Source organism: Bacillus sp. FSL K6-0994, from assembly GCF_038630815.1.
GTDB lineage: Bacteria > Bacillota > Bacilli > Bacillales > Bacillaceae > Bacillus > Bacillus safensis.
Map to the genome: position 1 here is coordinate 2069662 of NZ_CP152043.1, position 20347 is coordinate 2090008.

Genomic DNA, 20347 nt, shown 5'->3' on the forward strand with positions numbered 1-20347 from the left:
TGTTTCGTGTTTACCTTCCCCTCATGGCTTTGACACCATTTTATCTGTCATCAAAAGATTTTAGACCTAAAATCTTTTTTATATTTTATCATACATTTTTCCTTCTTTTGAACTATTTTATGTCTTCAAATGTTTGATTGAAGTTTTCAAAAAATAGATCAGCCTCTTCTTGTACCCCGTCTGCTTCCACATTTTCTGGAAGCGGCGGTAATTCATCTAAGGCTTTTAAGCCAAATTGCTCTAAAAAGGTAGGGGTTGTCCCATAAAGAATCGCTCGTCCCGGACCATCGGCACGTCCTACTTCACAGAGCAGTGCTTTGGCTACTAAGCTATGAAGTACCCGCTCTGATTTGACTCCTCTAATCTCCTCTACCTCACTGCGTGTAATCGGCTGTTTATAAGAAACAATGGCAAGCACCTCCAGCGCTGCCTGCGACAAACCCTTGGATGGTGTCTCGACTAATTTTTTTAAATACATGCTGTATTCTTTTTTCGTCAGCAGCATATATGAATCTGCATATTCAATGAGCTCAATCCCTCGTTCTTGTTTTTGATATTCTTCCTTTACGGAAGACATAATGTCGAGTAATACCGACTCATCTACTTCAAGAACAGACATGAGCTGTTTTCTTGTTAAGCCTTCGTCACCTGCTACATACAGCAGCGCTTCTAAGATGGCTTTCCAATTCACGATATCAAGCGTCATGAATCGTTTCACTCCCTATGATATAAATGTCTTCAAAGTTCCCTTCCTGCTCTAGCAAGATTTGATGACTTTTCATCAATTCGAGAACAGCAAGAAACGTCACGACAAGGTGCTCCTTTTGATCATGTTGAAATAGAGTCATGAAATTGGTCCGCTTTTTTGTTTTTCTTAAATGGTTCATAATCTCATTCATTTTGTCTTCAATCGGGATTTCTTGTCTTGTAATCTTTGATGGTGCTGGTTTCGTTATTTTCTTTCGATTTAATACCTTTTGGAACGCACCTAACATATCATACACCGTTACGTGTAAATTTGTGTCCTTCGCTTCTGATTCTTTTGCAAATTCGCTTAAATCACTCGGTGGTTTTGTAAAGGCATTTTGCCTTTCTTCTTCGCGTTCCTTTAGTTCTTGTGCTGCATTTTTATACTTGCGGTATTCAATCAATTTGCCAATCAGCTCTTCTCGAGGATCTTCTTCCTCTTCGAGCAGGTCTTCATCAAACAGCTCTTCCTCTTGTTTTGGAAGAAGCATTCTGCTTTTAATACTCAGGAGGGTTGCAGCCATGACCAAATATTCGCTCGCAACATCGAGCTCAAGCTCCCTCATCGTATGGACATATAATAAATACTGCTCCGTAATTTTAGCGACGGGAATATCATAAATATCAATTTCCAACCGGTTAATTAAATGTAAAAGCAAGTCCAAAGGACCCTCGAACGAATCTATTTTCACCTGATATTCCAGCATCTTTTTCTCACCATTTCTACTGTCTTCTAAGTACCGTTTCACCGGCTAACCTTTAGTATAAGACAGGATAAAGCTCTCGTCCAATATAATTTCGGCCATAATGCCTTAGGCAAATCAAGAAAAACAGTGGATCCGCCCATACCAATAAGGGCATTTATACATAGAATACCATTGTAATCAGAACTGATGAAAAAGGAGGCCGTATCATTATGGGAGATGGCTATAACTTCGGTGGAGGATTCGCGCTTATTGTCGTGCTTTTCATCTTGCTGATCATCGTTGGCGCGGCTTGGGTTTATTAAAGAAACAGAGCGTCCTTTTCACTAAAGGGACGCTCTTTCTTCTTTTCTTTTCGATATGTTAGACTGAGAGTGGAAAAGGAGATGACCGCTGTGTATCCTGAAGCGTACGTGGCTTTTTTACACGAATTTCATACGACAAGAGATTATTTTGAGTGTCATGAAATTTTGGAAGAATATTGGAAAGAAGATCCCCCTGAGCAGCGCAAAGAATATTGGGTCGGGCTCATTCAGCTCGCTGTTGCCTTGTATCATCAAAGACGGGGAAATGGAAAAGGAGCAAAACGGCTCATTTCTAACAGTCTTCATTTGTTAGAAGCAAACCGTTCAGTATTATCGAATCTCGGTCTGGATGATGAGGCATTTCTGATGCTTCTGAGAACGCTGAAAAAGAAAATGGATGAAGATATGCCCTATGAGAGTGTGATGCTGCCGATCAAAGATGAAGCACTTCTTTCTTTATGCCAAGAAATGGCCCAAAAAGAAGGACTGCTCTTTGGACAGGAAAGCAACTTATCCCATACATTTTTAATCGAAAAACATAGACTCCGTGACCGGACAGAAGTTTTGCTTGAACGAAAAAAGCAGATTGAACGTAAAAAAAGCAGAGGACTGTAGCCTCTGCTTTTACATGTGTGATATTTAATTTGATTCGCTGTGACACTTATGAAAGAAGCCTTGCGTTAATTCATTTGGAATGAGTGTTTTGGTTTTAAATATTTCTTCCACGGCTAAAACCATTTCCTTGCCGATTCCTTGATCACGATGGGATGGATTCACACTAATATGCTCAATTTTTACTTGGTCGTCTGTTTTGAGCACACCAATAGCACCTACAATATCCTCGCCATCTTTCCATAGGAACAGCTGCCGATCTTCATCCATTTCATATGACTTCATCGTCTGCTGAAGCTGTTTGACGTCTTTCTCACCCGGCATAAAGGACAGAAGTCCCATGGCAATTTTTTCAAAAGACCTCTTGTAACGAATTAACATATATACCCCTCAATATTCAAATTATCCTAATTTCCAGCAAATGTCTTATGATTCATTTGCTCATCACACATTATAAACATTTTTATACCGTTTTTAAACTCTTTTTCACTAAATTAAGAGAACGTTCGATTGAGATTCGCCATTTCAATAGCAGCAGCAGCCGATTCGCTGCCTTTATTTCCTGCTTTTGTACCAGCTCTTTCAATGGCTTGTTCAATAGATTCTGTTGTGAGTACACCAAAGATAATCGGTACCCCTGTTGACATAGCACTCTGAGCAATTCCTTTAGCAGCTTCATTACAAACGTAATCATAGTGAGTCGTTGCGCCTCTGATCACGGTTCCAAGTGTGATGACTGCATCATATTTTTTGGTTTCTGCTAATTTTTTTGCCATGTACGGGATTTCAAAAGCGCCTGGTACCCACACAACATCGATATCATCACCATTTGCTCCGTGTCTGAGTAATGTATCTTCTGCTCCATCTAACAGTTTACTTGTAATAAAATCATTGAATCTCGCTACAACGATTGCAAATTTTAGTCCTTCTGCTACTACATGACCTTGTATTGTATTCATATGTTGATCATCCTTTTTTGTGATTTTTATTTTGTTTCAATAGCGGCTGTTCGATTGTTGTTTAAATATGTCTGTAATGCTTCGATTGTCAGCATCTTTAAATCATGCTGTTTTTGGATCTCCTTTAGTTCAGGGACGCGCGCCATTGATCCATCTGCATTCATAATTTCACATATGACACCCGCTGGCTCTGAGCCTGCCAGTTTAGCAAGATCAACCGCCGCCTCTGTATGACCCGGTCTTTCTAGTACGCCGCCCTCTTTTGCAATAAGCGGAAAAACATGTCCTGGACGGGCAAATTCGTCTGGTTTTGCGTCTTTATTTAACATGGCCAGCATGGTCGTGGAGCGCTCAAAAGCACTAATACCAGTTGTCGTTGTCACATGGTCGATGCTTACTGTAAATGCTGTATGGTGTGCATCCGTATTATGTTCAACCATTGGATGCAGATTCAGGTGTTTTGCGATCGACGCATGGACTGGCGTACAAATGAGGCCTCTTCCATGTAAAGCCATGAAGTTAATCACCTCAGGTGTGGCATGCTCAGCAAGTGCCACAAAGTCTCCTTCATTTTCTCTGTCTTCATCATCCACTACGATAATGATTTCTCCTTGTTTAAGGGCATTTACTGCCTCATCAACGGAATGATACATACAATCGCCTCCTAGAATCCGTGCTCTTTTAGAAATGATGGGGTCAATCGAGATGGCTGTTTTTCGCTCTGCTCTTTTGTTAAAAAGCGATAAATGTATTTACCGATCATGTCACACTCTATATTCACGATATCCCCCATAGATTTAGTCGGGAAAATAGTTCCTTCAAGCGTGTGAGGAATAATAGAGACTGTGACATGTGAATCTCGCAAATCGAAAATGGTCAAGCTGACACCATCTATTGCGATCGAACCCTTTTGGGTGAGCATATCTGTGAGGGTCTTGTTCATCTTTAAATCATAGTAAATGGCATTACTCTTCTTTTCTATCCGGGTAATGACAGCCGTTCCATCAACATGGCCTGAGACAAAGTGGCCGCCAAATCGTCCATTTGAGGACATGGCTCGCTCTAAATTTACTGGACTGCCTTTTGTCAGCTGATCCAGCGATGTGGCTTTGACCGTCTCTGGCATCACATCTGCCGCGAACTGTTCTTTTGTGAAGCTAGTGACTGTGAGACATACTCCATTAATGGCGATACTGTCTCCGAGGTGAACATCTTCCAGCACACGGCTGCATGTAATGACAATTTCCATGGCATCTGCTGACTTTTTACTTAATGACTGAACGGTGCCAACTTCTTCAATTATCCCCGTAAACATGTGATCCTCCCTTTCGTTTCATTTGTATTTCTCACTTTTAAAAAAAGCGATGTTAGGGACATGTGATCGATTGAGCACCTTCGTCGCTTTTTATGGTCCATACAAGGTAGATGAGGGATCACCTAATAAACACTGCATGCAGTCTATTAACGACAAAATCATACAGAAAGCCCCGGAAAAAATTCCGGGGCTGTGGTTTTTTTGCATCAGAAATAAGACTATGATCAACAAATATTTTTCGTTCATAGCTTTCTTTATCCTTCTCCCATCCAGACTTTCACTGTCGGCTTCAGCTTTTCACTGAATCAACCGTTAATAAATTAACGGGTCACGGGCTGTAAAGCATTTGCTTTATTACCGTCGGTCGGGATTTTCACCCTGCCCCGAAGGATACAATCGATATTTAGCTGTCCTTAGGGGCTATTATAGCGATCCTTGTTGTCAAATGCAACAATCAAGATTTCTTCACAAAAAAAGCCTCCTTATAGGAAAGGAGACATGTTAATTGACGACTTTTACAACTTTTATCAGCCCATCTATTCTTTTTTCATTACTAAAGTAGGCTTTAATACGATCTCCTTTTTTCAGAACGGCCACATCATCTTCAAATTTCTTACCATTAAAAATGATTTTTGTGCCATTCTTCGCTTGACCGTAATATTCATCTCCATCAATTTTCGTAATGGTATATTCATAGATGGTGTAATCTTTATCATTATTTGTTAAGCTTTCGCCAATAGCTGTTGGCACATCTTCAATTTTCATGCCATTCATGTATAAATAACCTGCGCCTAAACAAAGCAGTAAAACAAATAAGATCGCAATTTTTAATTTAATTTTCCCCATATTTAGAACCTCCATCATCTGCACTTCGCCTATTTGTATGTTTTATTCCTTCTTTTATTGAAATAAAACCAAAAAAGCTGATTTTCATTAATGGTTACTTATATAACGATTCAGATGGCCCTTTGGTTCCACCTCTTAATCATTACATATGATACGAATATGCGTTCTTTATTAAGGGGGTCTTTTTCCTATTTATTAGTTCGTAACACACCATACTGCAAGCTTTTCATTATATTCTTTTTTCGAGTGCGAATAAGTCTTCCTCTAACAATTGTGACCGCTGAACAGCGATGCTGCGGCTGTCGCGAACCCCTTGATTATAGTAGTAGCTTCCAAGGTTTTTTGTGATAAATTCTAGTATATTAATGGCTGCTAATTCACCAATCTCTTCTTCTCGTTCTTCGGCAAAATAACGCTGAATAGCCATCGTCATTTGATTTCTCTCTTCTTTTGTGAGTGGTTTCAAAGTCTCCCCTTCTTTCTTTTCGCTTTCTACATTTGCATTCTGGATGTGCTGGAGCCCGCGCGAATACGAATGTTTGTTCTCTTATCATATCATAAAAACATATTCTGTGCATGACTGCCCTATAAGAAAAAGCGTATTTTGATGTAATGGATCAAATACGCTTTCACTATGCTGTATGATTTTTTCACGGAAGCTGTCATAGCGTGTTGTCCATTTTATTTTAAAATGGATAGGATCGTCGCTACAGAATGATCTACAAATGAACGCTCTGGACGTGACTTCATGAGGACGGTAAGCCCGATGAAAGAAACGACCAGCGTCTGTGCTAAGGCTTTAGCATTCAAGCTGCTTTCAAGCTCACCCGAGCGAATACCTTGCACAATCTTTTCTTCAAATATGACCGAAAGATACATCTGATGCTCTCTTGTCAGAATTTCAAATTTCTCTTCGTGTGGAGCAAGTTCCACTATCGTATTAATGCAAAAACAGCCTTTACTCGGGCCATCCCTGTATTCCTCTTCCACTACATCTGTAAATAATGTATGAAATGCTTCCTTTACAGATTGATTGTTTTGAAGTTTTGTTCGAATACGGGCTGCATGCTGCTTTGTATATTTGCGTAAGGCAGCCTCAAATAACTCCTCTTTATCTCCAAAGGCTGAGTATAAGCTTGGCCGCTGTATTCCCATTTTTGCAGTCAAATCGCTTAACGTTGTAGCTCTATATCCCTTTTCCCAAAAAAGCACCATTGCATCATCCAACGCTTTTTCCTCATCAAACTCACGCTGTCGAACCATCATCAATTCCTCTTTTCAATAATAAAATCATTTCACCAAAACAATTATTCATTTATTTATTTGTAAGGATATCATTTTCTTTTTTATTACCAATCAGTACATTATAATTTTATTTTATTCATGTAAAATTGTCAAAATACCTTTTTACTTTCAAAATTAACTTAGAATAACTGGATTAAACTCTTGACTTTAAAACATTTTGTTGGTTATCCTTAACAGAAATCAATTTATACTTATCGGTATATTATACTTCTTAGTATAAAAAGGAGAGGATGCAATGAATGGTTAAAGATAAAATGACTCCAAGAGATCATCCTGATATGAAAACGGCTCATTTTCGAATAAAGCCTGGATCAAAAATGACTCACTATATGGCACTACTTTTTGCAGCATCGTGCGGGATGGCTGTTGCAAACATATACTTCGCACAACCGTTATTAGATTCACTGGCAGACGAGTTCGGTATCACGTATTCATCCATCGGTATTGTCATTACGATTACTCAGCTTTGTTATGCAGCGGGGCTGCTACTGATAGTACCACTTGGTGATCTGTTGAATCGACGCCGGCTCATCATTGGTCAGATGCTTTTATCTGTGCTTGCCCTCATTCTAGTCGGCATTGCTCCTATCATCGCCGTCCTATTTCTAGGATTAGCAGTGGTCGGACTGCTCGCTGTAGTCACTCAGGTACTCATTGCGTTTGCAGCAAGTTGGGCTGCTCCAGAAGAGCGCGGCCGGATAGTCGGCTTGGTGCAAAGTGGAATTGTAATCGGTATTCTTCTCGCCCGGACCTTTGCCGGTGTATTAACCGATTTTGCTGGCTGGAGGTTTGTTTATCTTGTTTCTGCCGTCATCATGCTTATCCTGACTGGCGTATTGTTCCGAGTGCTCCCGCATGATGACAGCAAAAGAGAATCATTATCCTATGCTGATCTGCTTCGTTCAATGTTTACATTGTTTATACAAGAACGAATTCTCCGCATCCGTGGGATTCTGGCTCTTCTGATTTTTATTGTCTTTGGTACGTTATGGACTTCACTCGTGCTGCCTCTCAGTACAGCGCCATACTCTCTTTCACATACTGCTATTGGCGCATTTGGTCTTGCTGGGGCAGCCGGAGCGTTAGGAGCTGCTCGGGCTGGCAGCCTTGCTGATCGAGGTTTTGGACAGTTCACAACCGGTATAGCCCTTGTCCTCTTATTCATTTCATGGTTTTTCATCAGTTTGACTGAATATTCACTTATTGCATTAGTCATTGGCATTATTATTCTTGACCTATCTGTGCAGGCAGTACATGTGACCAATCAGAGTATGATTTTTACAGTACGGCCTGAGGCGAGAAGCCGGCTTACTGCCGCTTACATGATTTTTTACTCCATCGGAAGTGCGACCGGTTCAATTGTTTCAACCAGCATATACGCAGCCTATGGCTGGAGCGGAGTATGTCTTTTTGGTGCCTCTATCAGCGCTTTAGCCATTTTGTATTGGCTCATCACCTACCGCATAACGAAACAAATCACGGTAGAATCAGAAACAAAATAAAAAAACACCGCAATTAAGCGGTGTTTTAGATTAAGCATCTACAACTTCAACTTTTTCCATGCCTTGGCCTTGCTCCATATCAAGTACAGCCTCGATACCAGATGTTACCTTGCCAAAAACAGTGTGAACACCGTTTAAGTGCGGCTGCGGGTCATGTACGATAAAGAATTGGCTGCCGCCTGTGTCTTTACCAGCATGCGCCATTGATAATGAACCTCTTTCGTGCTGATGTGGATTTCCTTCTGTTTCACATTTAATTGTGTAACCAGGACCACCCGTTCCATTACCGTTTGGGTCGCCGCCTTGGCTGACGAAACCTGGAATCACGCGGTGGAATTTCAATCCATCGTAGAAGCCTTCATTCGCTAATTTTTCAAAGTTTGCTACTGTACCTGGAGCAGCCTCTGGGTAAAGTTCAAACTCAATTTTCTTTCCATTCGTTAATTGTATGTATCCTTTTTTCGCCATTTTTCACATTCTCCTTTCAGGTTAAACAACGCTCATTATAGCACATTTTCGGTGATGTTAAACATCCCCTGCTCTTCGATTGTCATTTACCTCTTAACTGATGATTGATAAAATAGGGTTGCTTGATTCTTTTTTCCTAATAAAATGATATTTGACTAAATGACATGTCTTCATTTATTGGAAAAGGAACACATCTTAAAAAGAAAATTGAAACGTCGAGCCAATTTGTTACGTCTATATGATGGAGTGCACTTCATCACGTGTACTCAAAAGATGAGTTTCTCTTGAAAGAGGAACGCTTTCGACTTGAAGGAGGTCAACATGTTTAAAAAAATGATGCTTGGTATGATGGCAGCGCTCCTTTTCCTAATTGGTGCGCCAAAAGTCAGCTTAGCGGATGCAGCTGTCGGCGATGTCATCGTCACACTCGGGCAAGACCTAACACCGGCTGATCGCCAGAAGGTGCTTGACGAGTTGAACCCACCTGAAAATGCGACAAAAATTGAAGTAACCAATAAAGAAGAGCACGAATATTTAGGAAAGTATATCCCTCGTTCTTCTATCGGGACGAGAGCATTATCATCTTCATCGATCACCATTGAAAAATCAGGTACTGGTCTGACTGTGGATACACACAACATCAAGACCATTACAGATGAGATGTATTTAAATGCTTTAATGACAGCAGGTGTCAAAGATGCCAAGGTTGTCGTGACTGCTCCATTTGAAGTATCTGGTACAGCCGCACTGACGGGCTTACTAAAAGCGTATGAGGTGTCAAGCGACAAAGCCATTCCAGAAGATGTGAAGCAGGTGGCAAACGAAGAGCTTGTGACAACTTCTAAATTGGGTGACTCTATCGGAAAAGACAACGCTTCTGCCCTTATTGCAAAAATCAAAGATGACATTGCAAAAAATGGTGTTCCTAAAACCACAAAAGAAGTAGAAGAAAAAGTGGATCAGGCTGCTTCTGAATTGAACTTAAATCTGACGCAGGATCAAAAAGATCAGCTTGTCTCGCTATTTGATAAAATGAAAAACATCAATATCGATTGGAATCAAGTAGGATCTCAAATTGATAAAGCAAAAGACAAGATTACTAAATTCATAGAATCGGATGAAGGGAAAAACCTTCTTCAAAAGATTTGGGATTTCTTTGTCTCCATTTGGAACGCGATCGTTTCTGTATTCACTGGAGGAAAATAATTCATGAAAAAAAGCTGCCTGAACACCAGGCGGCTTTTTTAAGTAGATGATTTCACTTTTGATTGATACGGTAAATCAAGTTTGACAATGTCCTCATATGTTTCACGCTCAACCACAAGCTGCGCTTCCCCGTCTTCTACAAACACAACAGCTGGGCGCGGGATACGGTTATAGTTGTTTGACATACTATAGCCGTAAGCTCCGGTACAAAAGACAGCTAATAAATCCCCTTGTGATAATTCTGGCAGATCGATATCCCAAATGAGCATATCTCCACTTTCACAGCATTTACCGGCAATTGAAACCGTTTGATCATGCGTTTGGCTCATTTTGTTGGCACTTGCGGCTTCATATTTCGCTTGATATAAAGCTGGACGAATGTTATCACTCATTCCGCCATCTATCGCCACATAATCGCGGATGCCAGGTACATGTTTTGATGATCCGATCGTATAAAGAGTCGTCCCTGCATCTCCAACAAGAGAACGGCCTGGTTCTATCCAAATCTCTGGCATATCAAACTCATAGCGGGCAACGTTCTCTTTCACAGCTTGGATAATTTTCTCGACATATTCTGTTGCAGGAAGTGGTTCATCCTCTTCTGTATAACGAATCCCAAAACCGCCGCCTAAGTTTAATACTGTAGAAATAAAACCAAATGATTCTCTCCATTCATCCAGCTTCAAAAAGATTTTATCTGCTGCAAGGACAAAACCAGCCGTATCAAAAATTTGTGAACCGATATGACAATGAACACCTAAAAGCTCGATCACTTCTGAACCAAGCACTTGTTTCACCGCTTCATCTGCTTGTCCATTGTGAAGATCAAAGCCAAATTTTGAATCCTCTTGACCTGTCGTAATGTAATCATGCGTATGCGCTTCGACACCAGGCGTGATGCGGAGCAATACTTTGACTTTTTTTGACAGCTCTTGACCAAGCTGTTCAATGAGCTTCATTTCATAGAAATTATCCACAACAATACAGCCGATCCCATGCTCTAAAGCCATTTTTAATTCTTCTCTGCTTTTATTATTGCCATGGAAATGAATTTTTTCTACTGGGAATCCAGCGCAAATGGCTGTGTGAAGCTCACCGCCTGATACGACATCAAGAGATAATCCTTCTTCTTTGGCAAGCTGAAACATGGCGATGGAGGAAAATGCTTTACTCGCATATGCTACCTGCGCCGTTAATTCTTCTTCTATAAACGCTTTTTGAAAGCTTTTTGCGCGCTCCCGTATTAAAGCCACATCATATACATAAAGTGGTGTCCCATACGTTTCAGCTAAAGAAACAGCATCAACACCACCAATTTCTAAATGACCGAGTTCATTTTGTCTGCAAGTGCCGTGTAAATACAATGTCATTCCCTCTTTCTCCGCTTCGGCTGAAAAAAGGCAGCTGCGTGAGCTGCCTTTTGCCGTGTCTCAAAGTTAAAAATACAATATCACAATCTTCAGCCACTTTCAATGAGCGTTAAGAATTTGGCGGAATTTTTGATCTGTTTTGAGGGTGAACGATGCTCGGCCTTACTTTTGAGCCAGGAACAGACGTCCGAATTAGCACTTGCCACAAAGCCTTTCCATTAAAAGGAATGAACGGCCACATATAAGGCGTCTGCAATGAACGAATGGATGTTAAATAAATGATTAACAACGTAAAACCAATGATGAGTCCATTCAGCTTAAAGATCGCTACTAGTGCTAGGATGATGAGCCTTACAATCTTATTGGCGACACTCAGTTCATAGCTTGGCGTTGTAAAGGTACCGATCGCTGCCAGCGAGACGTATAAGATGACCTCTGGTGTAAATAAACCAACATCAATGGCGATTTGTCCAATTAAAACAGCCGCGATCAGCCCCATGGCGGTCGACAATGCGGTTGGCGTATGAATCGCAGCCATCCTTAAAAATTCCACCCCGAAATCAGCAAGAAATACTTGGAGAATCACAGGGATATGAGAAGGTTTGTTAAATCCAATATAGCTTAAATTGTCTGGCAGGAGATTTGGTTCGAGGATAAAAAGAAACCAAATCGGCAAAAGAAAGGTAGAACATAAAATGCCTAAAAAGCGTACCCATCTTAAGAATGTACCAACGGCAGGTGCCTGGCGGTATTCTTCTGCATGCTGAACGTGGTGAAAAATAGTGGTTGGTGTAATGATGACACTAGGGGATGTATCCGTAATGATGATGACATGCCCTTCTAATATGTGGTTAGCGGCGACATCTGGACGCTCGGTGTAACGCACTAGCGGAAAGGGATTATATCCTTGCTTAATAATAAATTCTTCAATCGTTTTATCAGACATCGTCAGCCCATCGACTTTGATTCCTGATACTTCTTTTTCTATAATATCTACTAAGTCAGGGTCTGCAATATCTTCAATATAGCAAACACAGACATCCGCTTTTGAACGTTCGCCTACTTTGAGCATTTTGTATCGCAGCTTTTCATCCCGTACTCTTCTTCGAATCAGCGCTGTGTTTACAATAATGTTTTCAACAAATCCGTCCCTTGCTCCCCGGACCACCTTTTCTGTATCCGGCTCCTCAGGCATTCTGCCAGGATAGCTTCTAACATCAATGATAAAGGCGTAGTTTTCACCTTCTACAACGACTGCTACAAGCCCAGACAGTACTTGATCCACTGCTTCATCCAGCGTTTCTACCTTGGACACCTGCTGATTGACAAGGCGGTTCTCGACTACATGTGCAAGATCATCTGATTCAGGTTCGTTGTCATTGATTTCGATTAGCTCTTTTAATAAGTAGATGACATACTGTGTATCACACAATCCGTTTACATAGTAAAGCTGGATTTCCTGATCGTGTATATAAATTTTCCGAACACCAAGGTCGAAGCTGAGACCCATCCCGACATTTTCCTTGAAGTAATCTTCATTTTTCTTCGGGTCTCGGTACACGTTTACCTTGTCTTTCTTCATGGTAACCACTCCTTTCTAGTATTAATTCCACTGCTTTCATCGTGATTGGAGATCCCTTGCTCAGATCATCTTTTCGTCCCATCTTGCCAATATCTCCAATCCCGACAACTAACGGAAGGTTGAGGGAATCAAGGCAATACACTGTATCCCCGCTCATTTTATGGGGCTCCATTTCGGGAAGACCGTGTTTGTCGACACCATATTCTGTCAGTTCACCTTCCCGGTCAATCGAGACATGAACCTTTGTCCATTCTGCTTGATGCGTCTTGGATGCAACTGCGATCGCACCAATAACTTCGATTTCAGGGTGGCGCGCCACATGTTTCATCGCCGTCTCCCCTGTTCCTTCACCTGTCAGACCAGAATCATCAAACATCACAAAGACTGGATCATACGGCGTTTTTAAAATCATCTGAACAAGTTCAGGTCCTGTCCGTTTGCTTGGATTTCCTTTTGAACTGGAAATACATCGTCCGCCGACGTTTTTAGCAGCAAGCTCTATGGTTTTGGCAGCATATATATCTCCGTCTGTCACTAAAATGACTTTCCGTCTTTGCCCCATATTCGGTTATCCTTTCGGTTTAAAGATAAGTGCGACAATAAATGAGAATAAAATCGCAGCTGATATTCCAGCAGAGGTTAATTCAAAAATACCGATACCGATGCCGATGAATCCATGTACATCTGCCTGATGCATTGCCCCATGAAGCAAGCTATGACCAAAGCTGACGATTGGTACGGTTGCACCCGCACCTGCAAATTCAATAAATTTATCATAAATACCGAATCCATCTAAAATGGTACCCGCTACAACAAAAGTAGTCATGACATGTGCAGGCGTGAGTTTAAGTACGTCTAGTAAAAGCTGGCCAATGACGCAAATAAGTCCGCCTGCCACAAAAGCGATAAGATAATCCATTAGCTCTCTCCTCCTGCACGCTCAAATACGACACCGTGCGCAATGGTTGGAATGGTCTCTTTTTGCTGAACCATCATCGGGCTGAGTAACGCCCCGGTTGCCACAACAAGTACTCTTTGCAAATTCCCTGCTTTCATTTCTTGAAAAATATGACTAAATGTCACAATAGCTGAACAAGCACAGCCGCTGCCTCCAGCGAATACGTTTTGGTCGGGTGTATAGATAATTAAACCGCAATCATCGTGCTTTCGCCCAAGCTGAATGCCGTCTTCTTTCAGAAGATCCTTTAAGATCGGTGAACCAATGCCTGATAAATCACCAGTTAAAATCAGATCGTAATCATCTACTGTTCTTCCTAAGTCTTCTAAATGCTGCTTGATGGTGTCTGCCGCTGCCGGTGCCATGGCCGATCCCATATCAAATGGATCTGTAATGCCAAGATCCATGACCCTGCCTACTGTTGCGCTTGTAATTTGAATGTCAGAGATTTCTTGGCTGATAATAACGGCTCCGCTTCCTGTCACTGTACTTGTTGCTGTATCGGGCTTTTGTCCGCCGTATTCTGTCGGATTACGAAATTGGCGTTCTGCCGTCGCATTATGGCTGCTTGTCGCTGCAATGGCTCTATTTGCAAAACCGCCATCAATGAGCGCTGACGCAATGGCAACCGATTCCATTGAAGTCGAGCATGCCCCAAACAAGCAAAGAAACGGGATCTTCAGCTCTCTTGCCACATAGTTTGCAGTGACGTTCTGATTGAGTAAATCTCCAGCCAGCAACAGGTCAATATCGCTTTTTTGCAAATTTGCTTTTGATAAAGCGGTTGATATCGCATCATCCATGAGCTTCCTTTCAGCCATTTCCCAATTCTTTTGATCACAGTGCATTTCATCGTACGTTTTATCAATTAAATGGCCAATCGGGCCTTCTTTTTCTTTCGGTCCTGCAGCAGTTCCTTCTGCATTGACATAAAGCTTGTGCTCAAATACCCAAGATTGTTTACCTGTTAGTTTCACCTTTCATTCCTCCTACGAAAACATCTTTTCAAAGACGTATCGAATGATCCCTACGACATATGCGGAAACGACACCAAACACAATGACGTTCCCAGCGAGTTTAAACATATTTGTGGCAACACCTAAAACAAGCCCTTCACTTTTATGCTCAAGGGCAGCACTTGTCATACTGTTAGCAAAACCTGTCACTGGTACGGCCGATCCGGCTCCAGCAAACTGGCCGATTCTATCGTAAATACCGATACCCGTTAATAGAGAAGAAATTAAAATGAGGGTTGCCACCGTCGGATTCCCTGCTGTCTTTTCGTTAAAATCAAAAAAATGGATATAGAAATTTTGCAGCCCCTCACCTATCAGACAGATTAAGCCGCCAACTAAAAACGCCTTGATGCAGTTGATGACATAAGGAGGTTTGGGCTGATACGTTTTTACCTTAGATGGATAGTTCTCTTTTAAACTCGACACGTGTTGTTCCCTCCAATTTCTTAAATATAAATAAGCCAATGAAATAGTGAACCAAATACCTTTCCTAAGACGATGGCCATGAGCAGCAAAACAATTTTCCCGTCCATTCCAATTCTTTTCGTTAATATAGGAAGTACATTTAATACTTCAGTGAGTGCAGCTGCAAGCATGCCGACAAAGATACCTGATAAAAGACCGACCGGCAGTGCCAGCCATTTGGTTAAATGCAGATGTATTTGACTTAAGGTGGCCCAGCCGCCAACGACTGCACCGCTAATGACAGCCGCCTCGTACCCTTGTATGAAGCGCTGCGTTTTGGTTAATTGCATTAAGCGGGGAATGATGCCAAGCACTGTAAGAAATGCCACAAATCCTGCTCCAACCGTTAAACCGCCGCCAAGTCCAACGAGTACGACAAAAAGCCATTTACCGATCATGGATATCTTTCAATGTTTCTTTATTTTCGTTGAGTGCGACGTAATGATCGAGATCAAGCTGATATTTAAACATTTCCACCTCGAGCGGACTTGGTTCTTCATTTAAACGCTTTTTAAATACATGATTGAAAAACAAAATCATGCCAAAGCCGAGTCCAAAGCTATATGGAATTTGTAATAAATACGGATGCTCAACCGTTTTTCCAGTGATCATTTCATATAGACGGATATGAACGAGCCTCATACTGACATCCTCGTGGAAATTCATAATGGCAAGGGCCGCTCCGACAAATAATAAGAGCCATACAAACACAAATAAAACGGGAGAAAGCTGGCGTTTGCCTGTATCAATTTCAACAATAGCTTCAGAGCCGCCGACGGTTTGAATGTCGATATCCGGCCACGTTTTTTTGATCGTTTTGACGACATGCATGATATCAAGTACGACGATGTGACGATCCTTTTTGCTGACATGATACACCGGCATTTTGCTAAGCTTTTGCACAGCAAACTCATCACCAGTGATTTGGGCGATATCCTCTAAATAAATGAGCTGATCAATACCAGTTTTGATTCGATGGCGCAGCCGAATAAAGATTTGTCCGTCCATCCAAGTCACTTCCTATACGATGGGTTAAAAATAGTATGTGGTGAAAAATGGTTCTCATACTGATAGAACTTGATTTACCGGTAATTACCACACAAAAAAAGCCAGCCGAATTGGCTAGCTGTCTTTTTGATCCATTTGCATTTGGATTTGTTTTAAAATTTTCTTTTCAAGCCGTGAGACTTGTACTTGTGAAATGCCAAGTCTTTCTGCAACCTCAGATTGTGTCTGATCTTTATAATACCTTAAATACACAATGAGTTTTTCCCGTTCTTCTAATTCCTTGATCGCTTCTTTCAGTGCGATTTTGTCAAACCATCTTTCCTCAGAATGATCAGCAATTTGATCAAGCAATGTAATCGGATCCCCATCATTTTCATACACCGTTTCATGAATGGATGATGGGGAGCGCACCGCTTCTTGGGCGAGGACGACATCCTCTGGTGTGATATCAAGATATTCAGCAATTTCCTGAACGGTCGGCATTCTTCCATGAGACTTAGACAATTCATCCCTTGCCCGCCGAATTTTATTTCCGAGTTCCTTTAGTGACCGGCTGACTTTGACCGTTCCATCATCCCGAATGAATCGTTGAATTTCACCAATGATCATGGGAACGGCGTACGTTGAAAACTTTACATCATATGACAAATCAAATTTATCAACAGATTTCAGCAGTCCAATACAGCCAATCTGAAACAGATCATCTGGTTCATATCCCCTATTTAAAAAGCGCTGAACAACGGACCAAACAAGACGCATGTTTTTTTCTACGAGGAGGTCTCTTGCTTGCTGATCACCGTCTTGGCTTTTTTTGATGAGCTCTTTGACTTCATCATTTGACAGCTGGGCTTTTTTAGCTTGCTTTTTTACCTCCACATCCATATGAGCAGCTCCTTTAATTACAAAGCGCTTTGCTTTTTGATAGATGCTTTGTTAAACGAATGGTCGTGCCCATTTCTGGTGATGAGTCCACCATGACATCATCCATAAAATTCTCCATGATGGTAAAGCCCATTCCAGAGCGCTCTAAGTCTGGTTTTGTTGTAAAAAGCGGCTGTCTTGCTTCCTCAAGATCTGTAATACCCATACCTTCGTCACGGATGGTGAGGTAAACGACATGGTCATCAAGTGTGACATGAATATGCACCTTGCCATCTGGATTCCCATCATAGCCATGGATGATGGAGTTTGTCACTGCCTCAGATACAACGGTCTTGATTTCTGTTAATTCATCTAAAGTCGGATCAAGCTGGGCGATAAATGCCGCGACTGTCACCCTCGCAAACGATTCATTTTGGCTTAATGCCGAAAAAGTCAGGTTCATTTCATTTCTCATGATGCCACCCCCAATGTTTGCAAAGCCGTTTGCTCAGAAGGCTCCATCCGAATGATTTTAAACAAACCAGACATATCAAATAACCGGTTCACCGCTGGCGAGATGGCACAGACGACCATTTCCCCGCCAAGCTGCTTAATTTCTTTATATCTTCCTAAAATCACTCCGAGTCCAGAGCTGTCCATAAACGATAAATCAGCCAGATTCAGCACAATGTGGCGAATGTCCTCTGTTTCCAAATAATTCGTCACCTTTTGTCTCAATGTTTCTGCGGAGTGATGATCGAGCTCTCCTGTTAACCGAATGCAAAGTACGCTCTCTTTTACTTGAAAATCAATACCAAGGCTCATTTTTTTATTCCTCCTTGCTCTAATTTCGGATAAAGAATGTTTCTCTTTTATATGAAGTAAATCCTTCACCATGACAAAACTAGTGACCATTCGTCACATTTAGATGTTCTTTTCTTTTCCTCATAGCAAAAAGACTGCCAATTACAGCAGCCTTTCGCCTTTTATTTCCATTTCACAAAATCAGCCATTGCTCGTTTGAAGAAAGTCCAAACGCCTGCCTTTTCCATTCCTTCTTTTGCTTCTACAGGGCTTTCATGCAGCACTTTTCCGTCTTTTTTCAAGACGATCGTACCAAGTTCCGTTCCTTTTGAAAATGGAGCTTTGACATCATGAGACAATTTGATTTCTTTTTTGATCTGATCCACATTTTCGCCTTTTTTCGTTAAAAGGGATATCGGTTCAGAAGTAACGAGCTGAATGTTTTTCTTTTTCCCTTTGCTCACTTTGACCTCCGCCACATCTTGCCCTCTTTTGTAAAGCGGATGAGTCGTATATTGACTAAATGCGTAATCTAACATTTTGACTACCTGAGCATTTCTGTCTTTCGGAGTGCTTGCGCCGAAGACAACCGCAATGACGCGCATGTTGCCTTTTTTAGCAGATGCAGTTAAACAGTATTTCGCTTCACCTGTAAAACCGGTTTTCACCCCATCGACCCCTGGATAAAATTTAATCAGACGGTTTGTGTTGACAAGCCAGAATTTTTTATCTGTGTTTTGCCGTAAATAGTCTTCGTAGACACCTGTGAATTTGGTGATTTGTTCATATTTCAACAGCTCTTTTGCCATTTTTGCCATATCGTGAGCTGTGCTGTAATGGTCTTTTTCAGGAAGTCCTGTTGGGTTTTGAAAGACCGTTGAGGTGAGGCCAAGCTCTTTCGCCCTTTTGTTCATCTGCTCAACGAACTGTTCTTCAGATCCTGCAATATGCTCTGCCATGGCAACTGAAGCATCATTTCCTGACGCAATCGCAATGCCTTTCAGCATTTCTTTCACGGTCATTTCTTCTCCTGGTTCAAGGAAGATTTGTGAGCCTCCCATGGACGCTGCATAGTCGCTCGTTCTGACCTTGTCTGTCATTTTTAGTTTACCCTGATCAATGGCTTCCATGATGAGAAGCATCGTCATGATTTTGGTCATACTTGCGGGTGCAAGCTTTTCATCGCTGTTTTTATTGTAAAGCACCTTTCCAGTGTCTCGTTCTATTAAGATCGCTGATTTGGCTTCGTGTGCCAATTCTGATGTTTGTTTTTCTCCTGGTTTTTCAATCTTTTCTTTTGCTATCGCTGATGGTGAAACCATTGAGATAAGGATCATTAAAATAAACAATGCACATATATGACGTTTCAAGTGGCAGACCTCCATTATCGTAATCCTTTCTATTTTTTCCTCATACAGGCTGTTTTATTCAGAGATCGTATGATTGCAAATAAAAAAAGCCTTCTGCTTGGGTAGCAGAAGGCTTCTGGACACATGCTATGAAAGTTGTTTGACAATGTCTTTTACTAAATCAAGAAAACTTGCTTTCACTTTTTCCGTTACTTCGATCACTTCATCATGAGACAGCGGCTGATCCAAAATACCAGATGCCGCATTGGAAATGCATGAAATGCCAAGTACTTTGATTCCTGCATGACGCGCAACAATGACTTCTGGAACAGTCGACATTCCGACCGCATCTGCTCCAAGTGTTCTTAAGAAACGAACTTCAGCAGGTGTTTCATATGAAGGCCCTGTCATCCCTGCATAAACCCCTTGCTGTACAGATATACCTAAACACTTGGCTGTTTCTTCTGCAAGTGCCAATAGTTCTTTATCGTACGGTGCAGACATATCAGGGAAGCGAACGCCTTGACTGTCATTTGGGCCAATTAATGGATTGGTTCCCATCATATTGATATGATCTGTGATCAGCATGAGATCTCCTGGGCGGAATGACGTATTCACACCGCCGGCTGCATTTGTGACAATGCATGTGTCAATGCCAATTTCTTTCATCACACGGACAGGAAACGTCACTTGCTTCATATCATATCCTTCATAGAAATGAAAACGTCCTTGCATAGCGCAAACGACAGTGCCTTTCAGCGTTCCGATCACGAGCTGCCCTGCATGTCCCTCTACTGTTGAAACAGGGAATCCAGGAATATCTTCATATTTTATTTTGATTGGATTTTCAATCTCATCTGCTAAAATGCCAAGTCCTGATCCTAAAATGAGCCCAACTGTTGGTACATATGTCGATGCTTGTTTAATGTATGCCGCCGCTTCTGAAAACTGTGCTCCCACGAAAT

The 20347-nt window shown here is 41.5% G+C and carries 27 protein-coding genes and 1 riboswitch; of the genes, 4 read left to right on the forward strand and 23 right to left on the reverse strand.

Features of this window, described 5'->3' with window-relative positions; translation table 11 throughout:
- Positions 1 to 112 precede the first annotated feature (112 nt).
- Together scpB and MHB69_RS10560 are read right to left on the reverse strand one after the other, a co-directional pair.
- Positions 113 to 706, reverse strand: a complete 594-nt coding sequence (scpB, locus tag MHB69_RS10555; protein ID WP_342495548.1) for an SMC-Scp complex subunit ScpB — start codon at positions 704 to 706, stop codon at positions 113 to 115.
- Positions 696 to 1454: a segregation/condensation protein A gene (locus tag MHB69_RS10560; protein WP_034280379.1), complete on the reverse strand. Its 759-nt coding sequence runs from the start codon at positions 1452 to 1454 to the stop codon at positions 696 to 698. The genes scpB and MHB69_RS10560 overlap by 11 nt, the downstream gene beginning before the upstream one ends.
- Positions 1455 to 1663: 209 nt before the next feature.
- On the opposite strand from MHB69_RS10560, the gene MHB69_RS10565 reads away from it, so the two are divergent.
- Positions 1664 to 1756, forward strand: coding sequence for a YjcZ family sporulation protein (locus MHB69_RS10565; protein ID WP_012010430.1), 93 nt, complete (start codon positions 1664 to 1666; stop codon positions 1754 to 1756).
- A gap of 90 nt (positions 1757 to 1846) precedes the next feature.
- Positions 1847 to 2371: a DUF309 domain-containing protein gene (locus tag MHB69_RS10570; RefSeq protein ID WP_024422849.1), complete on the forward strand. Its 525-nt coding sequence runs from the start codon at positions 1847 to 1849 to the stop codon at positions 2369 to 2371.
- 24 nt (positions 2372 to 2395) lie between these two features.
- Here the strand turns inward: MHB69_RS10570 and MHB69_RS10575 are convergent, their stop codons facing one another.
- The 7 genes from MHB69_RS10575 to MHB69_RS10605 all read right to left on the reverse strand — a co-directional run bounded on the left by MHB69_RS10575 (position 2396) and on the right by MHB69_RS10605 (position 6751).
- Positions 2396 to 2749: a GNAT family N-acetyltransferase gene (locus tag MHB69_RS10575; protein ID WP_211043279.1), complete on the reverse strand. Its 354-nt coding sequence runs from the start codon at positions 2747 to 2749 to the stop codon at positions 2396 to 2398.
- A gap of 113 nt (positions 2750 to 2862) precedes the next feature.
- Positions 2863 to 3327, reverse strand: coding sequence for a 6,7-dimethyl-8-ribityllumazine synthase (gene ribE / locus MHB69_RS10580; protein ID WP_029706184.1), 465 nt, complete (start codon positions 3325 to 3327; stop codon positions 2863 to 2865).
- 26 nt (positions 3328 to 3353) lie between these two features.
- Complete coding sequence (gene ribB, locus MHB69_RS10585; RefSeq protein WP_080701153.1) at positions 3354 to 3980, reverse strand: 3,4-dihydroxy-2-butanone-4-phosphate synthase; 627 nt, start codon at positions 3978 to 3980, stop codon at positions 3354 to 3356.
- A gap of 11 nt (positions 3981 to 3991) precedes the next feature.
- Positions 3992 to 4642, reverse strand: coding sequence for a riboflavin synthase (gene ribE, locus MHB69_RS10590; RefSeq protein ID WP_024422851.1), 651 nt, complete (start codon positions 4640 to 4642; stop codon positions 3992 to 3994).
- Between the two features lie 253 nt (positions 4643 to 4895).
- Positions 4896 to 5037, reverse strand: a riboswitch (FMN riboswitch).
- A gap of 106 nt (positions 5038 to 5143) precedes the next feature.
- Positions 5144 to 5488 carry a hypothetical protein gene (locus MHB69_RS10595; RefSeq protein WP_342495549.1) on the reverse strand — a complete coding sequence of 115 codons (345 nt, stop codon included), beginning with the start codon at positions 5486 to 5488 and terminating at the stop codon, positions 5144 to 5146.
- Positions 5489 to 5717: 229 nt separating this feature from the next.
- Positions 5718 to 5954, reverse strand: coding sequence for a DUF2164 domain-containing protein (locus tag MHB69_RS10600; RefSeq protein WP_061109305.1), 237 nt, complete (start codon positions 5952 to 5954; stop codon positions 5718 to 5720).
- A gap of 215 nt (positions 5955 to 6169) precedes the next feature.
- Positions 6170 to 6751 (reverse strand): TetR/AcrR family transcriptional regulator, encoded by a 582-nt coding sequence (locus tag MHB69_RS10605; protein WP_034280371.1) that lies wholly within the window; start codon positions 6749 to 6751, stop codon positions 6170 to 6172.
- A gap of 320 nt (positions 6752 to 7071) precedes the next feature.
- Here MHB69_RS10605 and MHB69_RS10610 point away from each other — a divergent pair, with 320 nt between their 5' ends.
- Positions 7072 to 8295, forward strand: coding sequence for an MFS transporter (locus tag MHB69_RS10610; protein ID WP_342496233.1), 1224 nt, complete (start codon positions 7072 to 7074; stop codon positions 8293 to 8295).
- Positions 8296 to 8325: 30 nt separating this feature from the next.
- Here the strand turns inward: MHB69_RS10610 and MHB69_RS10615 are convergent, their stop codons facing one another.
- The gene (locus tag MHB69_RS10615; RefSeq protein WP_008359679.1) at positions 8326 to 8763 is read right to left on the reverse strand and encodes a peptidylprolyl isomerase; all 438 of its coding nucleotides are present in this window, start codon (positions 8761 to 8763) and stop codon (positions 8326 to 8328) included.
- Between the two features lie 321 nt (positions 8764 to 9084).
- Here MHB69_RS10615 and MHB69_RS10620 point away from each other — a divergent pair, with 321 nt between their 5' ends.
- Entirely contained in the window at positions 9085 to 9969 is an 885-nt protein-coding gene (locus tag MHB69_RS10620) for a DUF1002 domain-containing protein (protein ID WP_061109308.1), read from the forward strand.
- Between the two features lie 38 nt (positions 9970 to 10007).
- On the opposite strand, the gene lysA is transcribed toward MHB69_RS10620, so the two are convergent.
- The 13 genes from lysA to MHB69_RS10685 form a co-directional block, all read right to left on the reverse strand.
- Positions 10008 to 11333 carry a diaminopimelate decarboxylase gene (gene lysA, locus MHB69_RS10625; protein ID WP_034280367.1) on the reverse strand — a complete coding sequence of 442 codons (1326 nt, stop codon included), beginning with the start codon at positions 11331 to 11333 and terminating at the stop codon, positions 10008 to 10010.
- 115 nt (positions 11334 to 11448) lie between these two features.
- The gene (locus tag MHB69_RS10630; RefSeq protein WP_087975842.1) at positions 11449 to 12930 is read right to left on the reverse strand and encodes a spore germination protein; all 1482 of its coding nucleotides are present in this window, start codon (positions 12928 to 12930) and stop codon (positions 11449 to 11451) included.
- A complete protein-coding gene (locus MHB69_RS10635) occupies positions 12875 to 13483 on the reverse strand; it encodes a stage V sporulation protein AE (RefSeq protein WP_046311665.1) in 609 nt (202 codons plus the stop codon). Before MHB69_RS10635 ends, MHB69_RS10630 begins: the two co-directional genes overlap by 56 nt.
- A 6-nt stretch (positions 13484 to 13489) precedes the next feature.
- Positions 13490 to 13840 carry a stage V sporulation protein AE gene (spoVAE, locus tag MHB69_RS10640; RefSeq protein ID WP_024422860.1) on the reverse strand — a complete coding sequence of 117 codons (351 nt, stop codon included), beginning with the start codon at positions 13838 to 13840 and terminating at the stop codon, positions 13490 to 13492.
- Positions 13840 to 14856, reverse strand: coding sequence for a stage V sporulation protein AD (spoVAD, locus tag MHB69_RS10645; RefSeq protein ID WP_034280361.1), 1017 nt, complete (start codon positions 14854 to 14856; stop codon positions 13840 to 13842). The genes spoVAE and spoVAD overlap by 1 nt, the downstream gene beginning before the upstream one ends.
- Positions 14857 to 14868: 12 nt before the next feature.
- Positions 14869 to 15321 (reverse strand): stage V sporulation protein AC, encoded by a 453-nt coding sequence (spoVAC, locus tag MHB69_RS10650; protein ID WP_034280360.1) that lies wholly within the window; start codon positions 15319 to 15321, stop codon positions 14869 to 14871.
- A 20-nt stretch (positions 15322 to 15341) separates the two neighbouring features.
- Complete coding sequence (locus MHB69_RS10655; RefSeq protein ID WP_034280358.1) at positions 15342 to 15758, reverse strand: stage V sporulation protein AB; 417 nt, start codon at positions 15756 to 15758, stop codon at positions 15342 to 15344.
- Entirely contained in the window at positions 15748 to 16368 is a 621-nt protein-coding gene (locus tag MHB69_RS10660) for a stage V sporulation protein AA (RefSeq protein ID WP_034280357.1), read from the reverse strand. Before MHB69_RS10660 ends, MHB69_RS10655 begins: the two co-directional genes overlap by 11 nt.
- Before the next feature lie 114 nt (positions 16369 to 16482).
- Complete coding sequence (sigF, locus tag MHB69_RS10665; RefSeq protein WP_024422864.1) at positions 16483 to 17250, reverse strand: RNA polymerase sporulation sigma factor SigF; 768 nt, start codon at positions 17248 to 17250, stop codon at positions 16483 to 16485.
- Between the two features lie 13 nt (positions 17251 to 17263).
- Entirely contained in the window at positions 17264 to 17704 is a 441-nt protein-coding gene (spoIIAB, locus tag MHB69_RS10670) for an anti-sigma F factor (RefSeq protein ID WP_024422865.1), read from the reverse strand.
- A complete protein-coding gene (gene spoIIAA, locus MHB69_RS10675; protein WP_024422866.1) occupies positions 17701 to 18054 on the reverse strand; it encodes an anti-sigma F factor antagonist in 354 nt (117 codons plus the stop codon). The genes spoIIAB and spoIIAA overlap by 4 nt, the downstream gene beginning before the upstream one ends.
- A 161-nt stretch (positions 18055 to 18215) precedes the next feature.
- Positions 18216 to 19403, reverse strand: a complete 1188-nt coding sequence (locus MHB69_RS10680) for a D-alanyl-D-alanine carboxypeptidase family protein (protein ID WP_034280356.1) — start codon at positions 19401 to 19403, stop codon at positions 18216 to 18218.
- Between the two features lie 126 nt (positions 19404 to 19529).
- Positions 19530 to 20342, reverse strand: coding sequence for a purine-nucleoside phosphorylase (locus MHB69_RS10685; protein ID WP_342495550.1), 813 nt, complete (start codon positions 20340 to 20342; stop codon positions 19530 to 19532).
- Positions 20343 to 20347 lie beyond the last annotated feature (5 nt).

Excerpts from the sequence above, each read along its gene's own strand:
- sigF (WP_024422864.1), bottom strand. The coding sequence starts at position 17,250 with ATGGATGTGGAGGTAAAAAAGCAAGCTAAAAAAGCCCAGCTGTCAAAT.
- spoVAE (WP_024422860.1), bottom strand. The coding sequence starts at position 13,840 with ATGGATTATCTTATCGCTTTTGTGGCAGGCGGACTTATTTGCGTCATT.
- spoIIAB (WP_024422865.1), bottom strand. The coding sequence starts at position 17,704 with ATGAGAAATGAAATGAACCTGACTTTTTCGGCATTAAGCCAAAATGAA.
- MHB69_RS10565 (WP_012010430.1), top strand. The coding sequence starts at position 1,664 with ATGGGAGATGGCTATAACTTCGGTGGAGGATTCGCGCTTATTGTCGTG.
- ribE (WP_029706184.1), bottom strand. The coding sequence starts at position 3,327 with ATGAATACAATACAAGGTCATGTAGTAGCAGAAGGACTAAAATTTGCA.
- MHB69_RS10620 (WP_061109308.1), top strand. The coding sequence starts at position 9,085 with ATGTTTAAAAAAATGATGCTTGGTATGATGGCAGCGCTCCTTTTCCTA.
- MHB69_RS10575 (WP_211043279.1), bottom strand. The coding sequence starts at position 2,749 with ATGTTAATTCGTTACAAGAGGTCTTTTGAAAAAATTGCCATGGGACTT.
- spoIIAA (WP_024422866.1), bottom strand. The coding sequence starts at position 18,054 with ATGAGCCTTGGTATTGATTTTCAAGTAAAAGAGAGCGTACTTTGCATT.
- MHB69_RS10595 (WP_342495549.1), bottom strand. The coding sequence starts at position 5,488 with ATGGGGAAAATTAAATTAAAAATTGCGATCTTATTTGTTTTACTGCTT.
- MHB69_RS10605 (WP_034280371.1), bottom strand. The coding sequence starts at position 6,751 with ATGGTTCGACAGCGTGAGTTTGATGAGGAAAAAGCGTTGGATGATGCA.
- MHB69_RS10655 (WP_034280358.1), bottom strand. The coding sequence starts at position 15,758 with ATGATCGGTAAATGGCTTTTTGTCGTACTCGTTGGACTTGGCGGCGGT.
- MHB69_RS10660 (WP_034280357.1), bottom strand. The coding sequence starts at position 16,368 with ATGGACGGACAAATCTTTATTCGGCTGCGCCATCGAATCAAAACTGGT.
- ribE (WP_024422851.1), bottom strand. The coding sequence starts at position 4,642 with ATGTTTACGGGGATAATTGAAGAAGTTGGCACCGTTCAGTCATTAAGT.
- ribB (WP_080701153.1), bottom strand. The coding sequence starts at position 3,980 with ATGTATCATTCCGTTGATGAGGCAGTAAATGCCCTTAAACAAGGAGAA.
- MHB69_RS10560 (WP_034280379.1), bottom strand. The coding sequence starts at position 1,454 with ATGCTGGAATATCAGGTGAAAATAGATTCGTTCGAGGGTCCTTTGGAC.
- scpB (WP_342495548.1), bottom strand. The coding sequence starts at position 706 with ATGACGCTTGATATCGTGAATTGGAAAGCCATCTTAGAAGCGCTGCTG.
- MHB69_RS10615 (WP_008359679.1), bottom strand. The coding sequence starts at position 8,763 with ATGGCGAAAAAAGGATACATACAATTAACGAATGGAAAGAAAATTGAG.
- MHB69_RS10635 (WP_046311665.1), bottom strand. The coding sequence starts at position 13,483 with ATGGGGCAAAGACGGAAAGTCATTTTAGTGACAGACGGAGATATATAT.
- MHB69_RS10610 (WP_342496233.1), top strand. The coding sequence starts at position 7,072 with ATGAAAACGGCTCATTTTCGAATAAAGCCTGGATCAAAAATGACTCAC.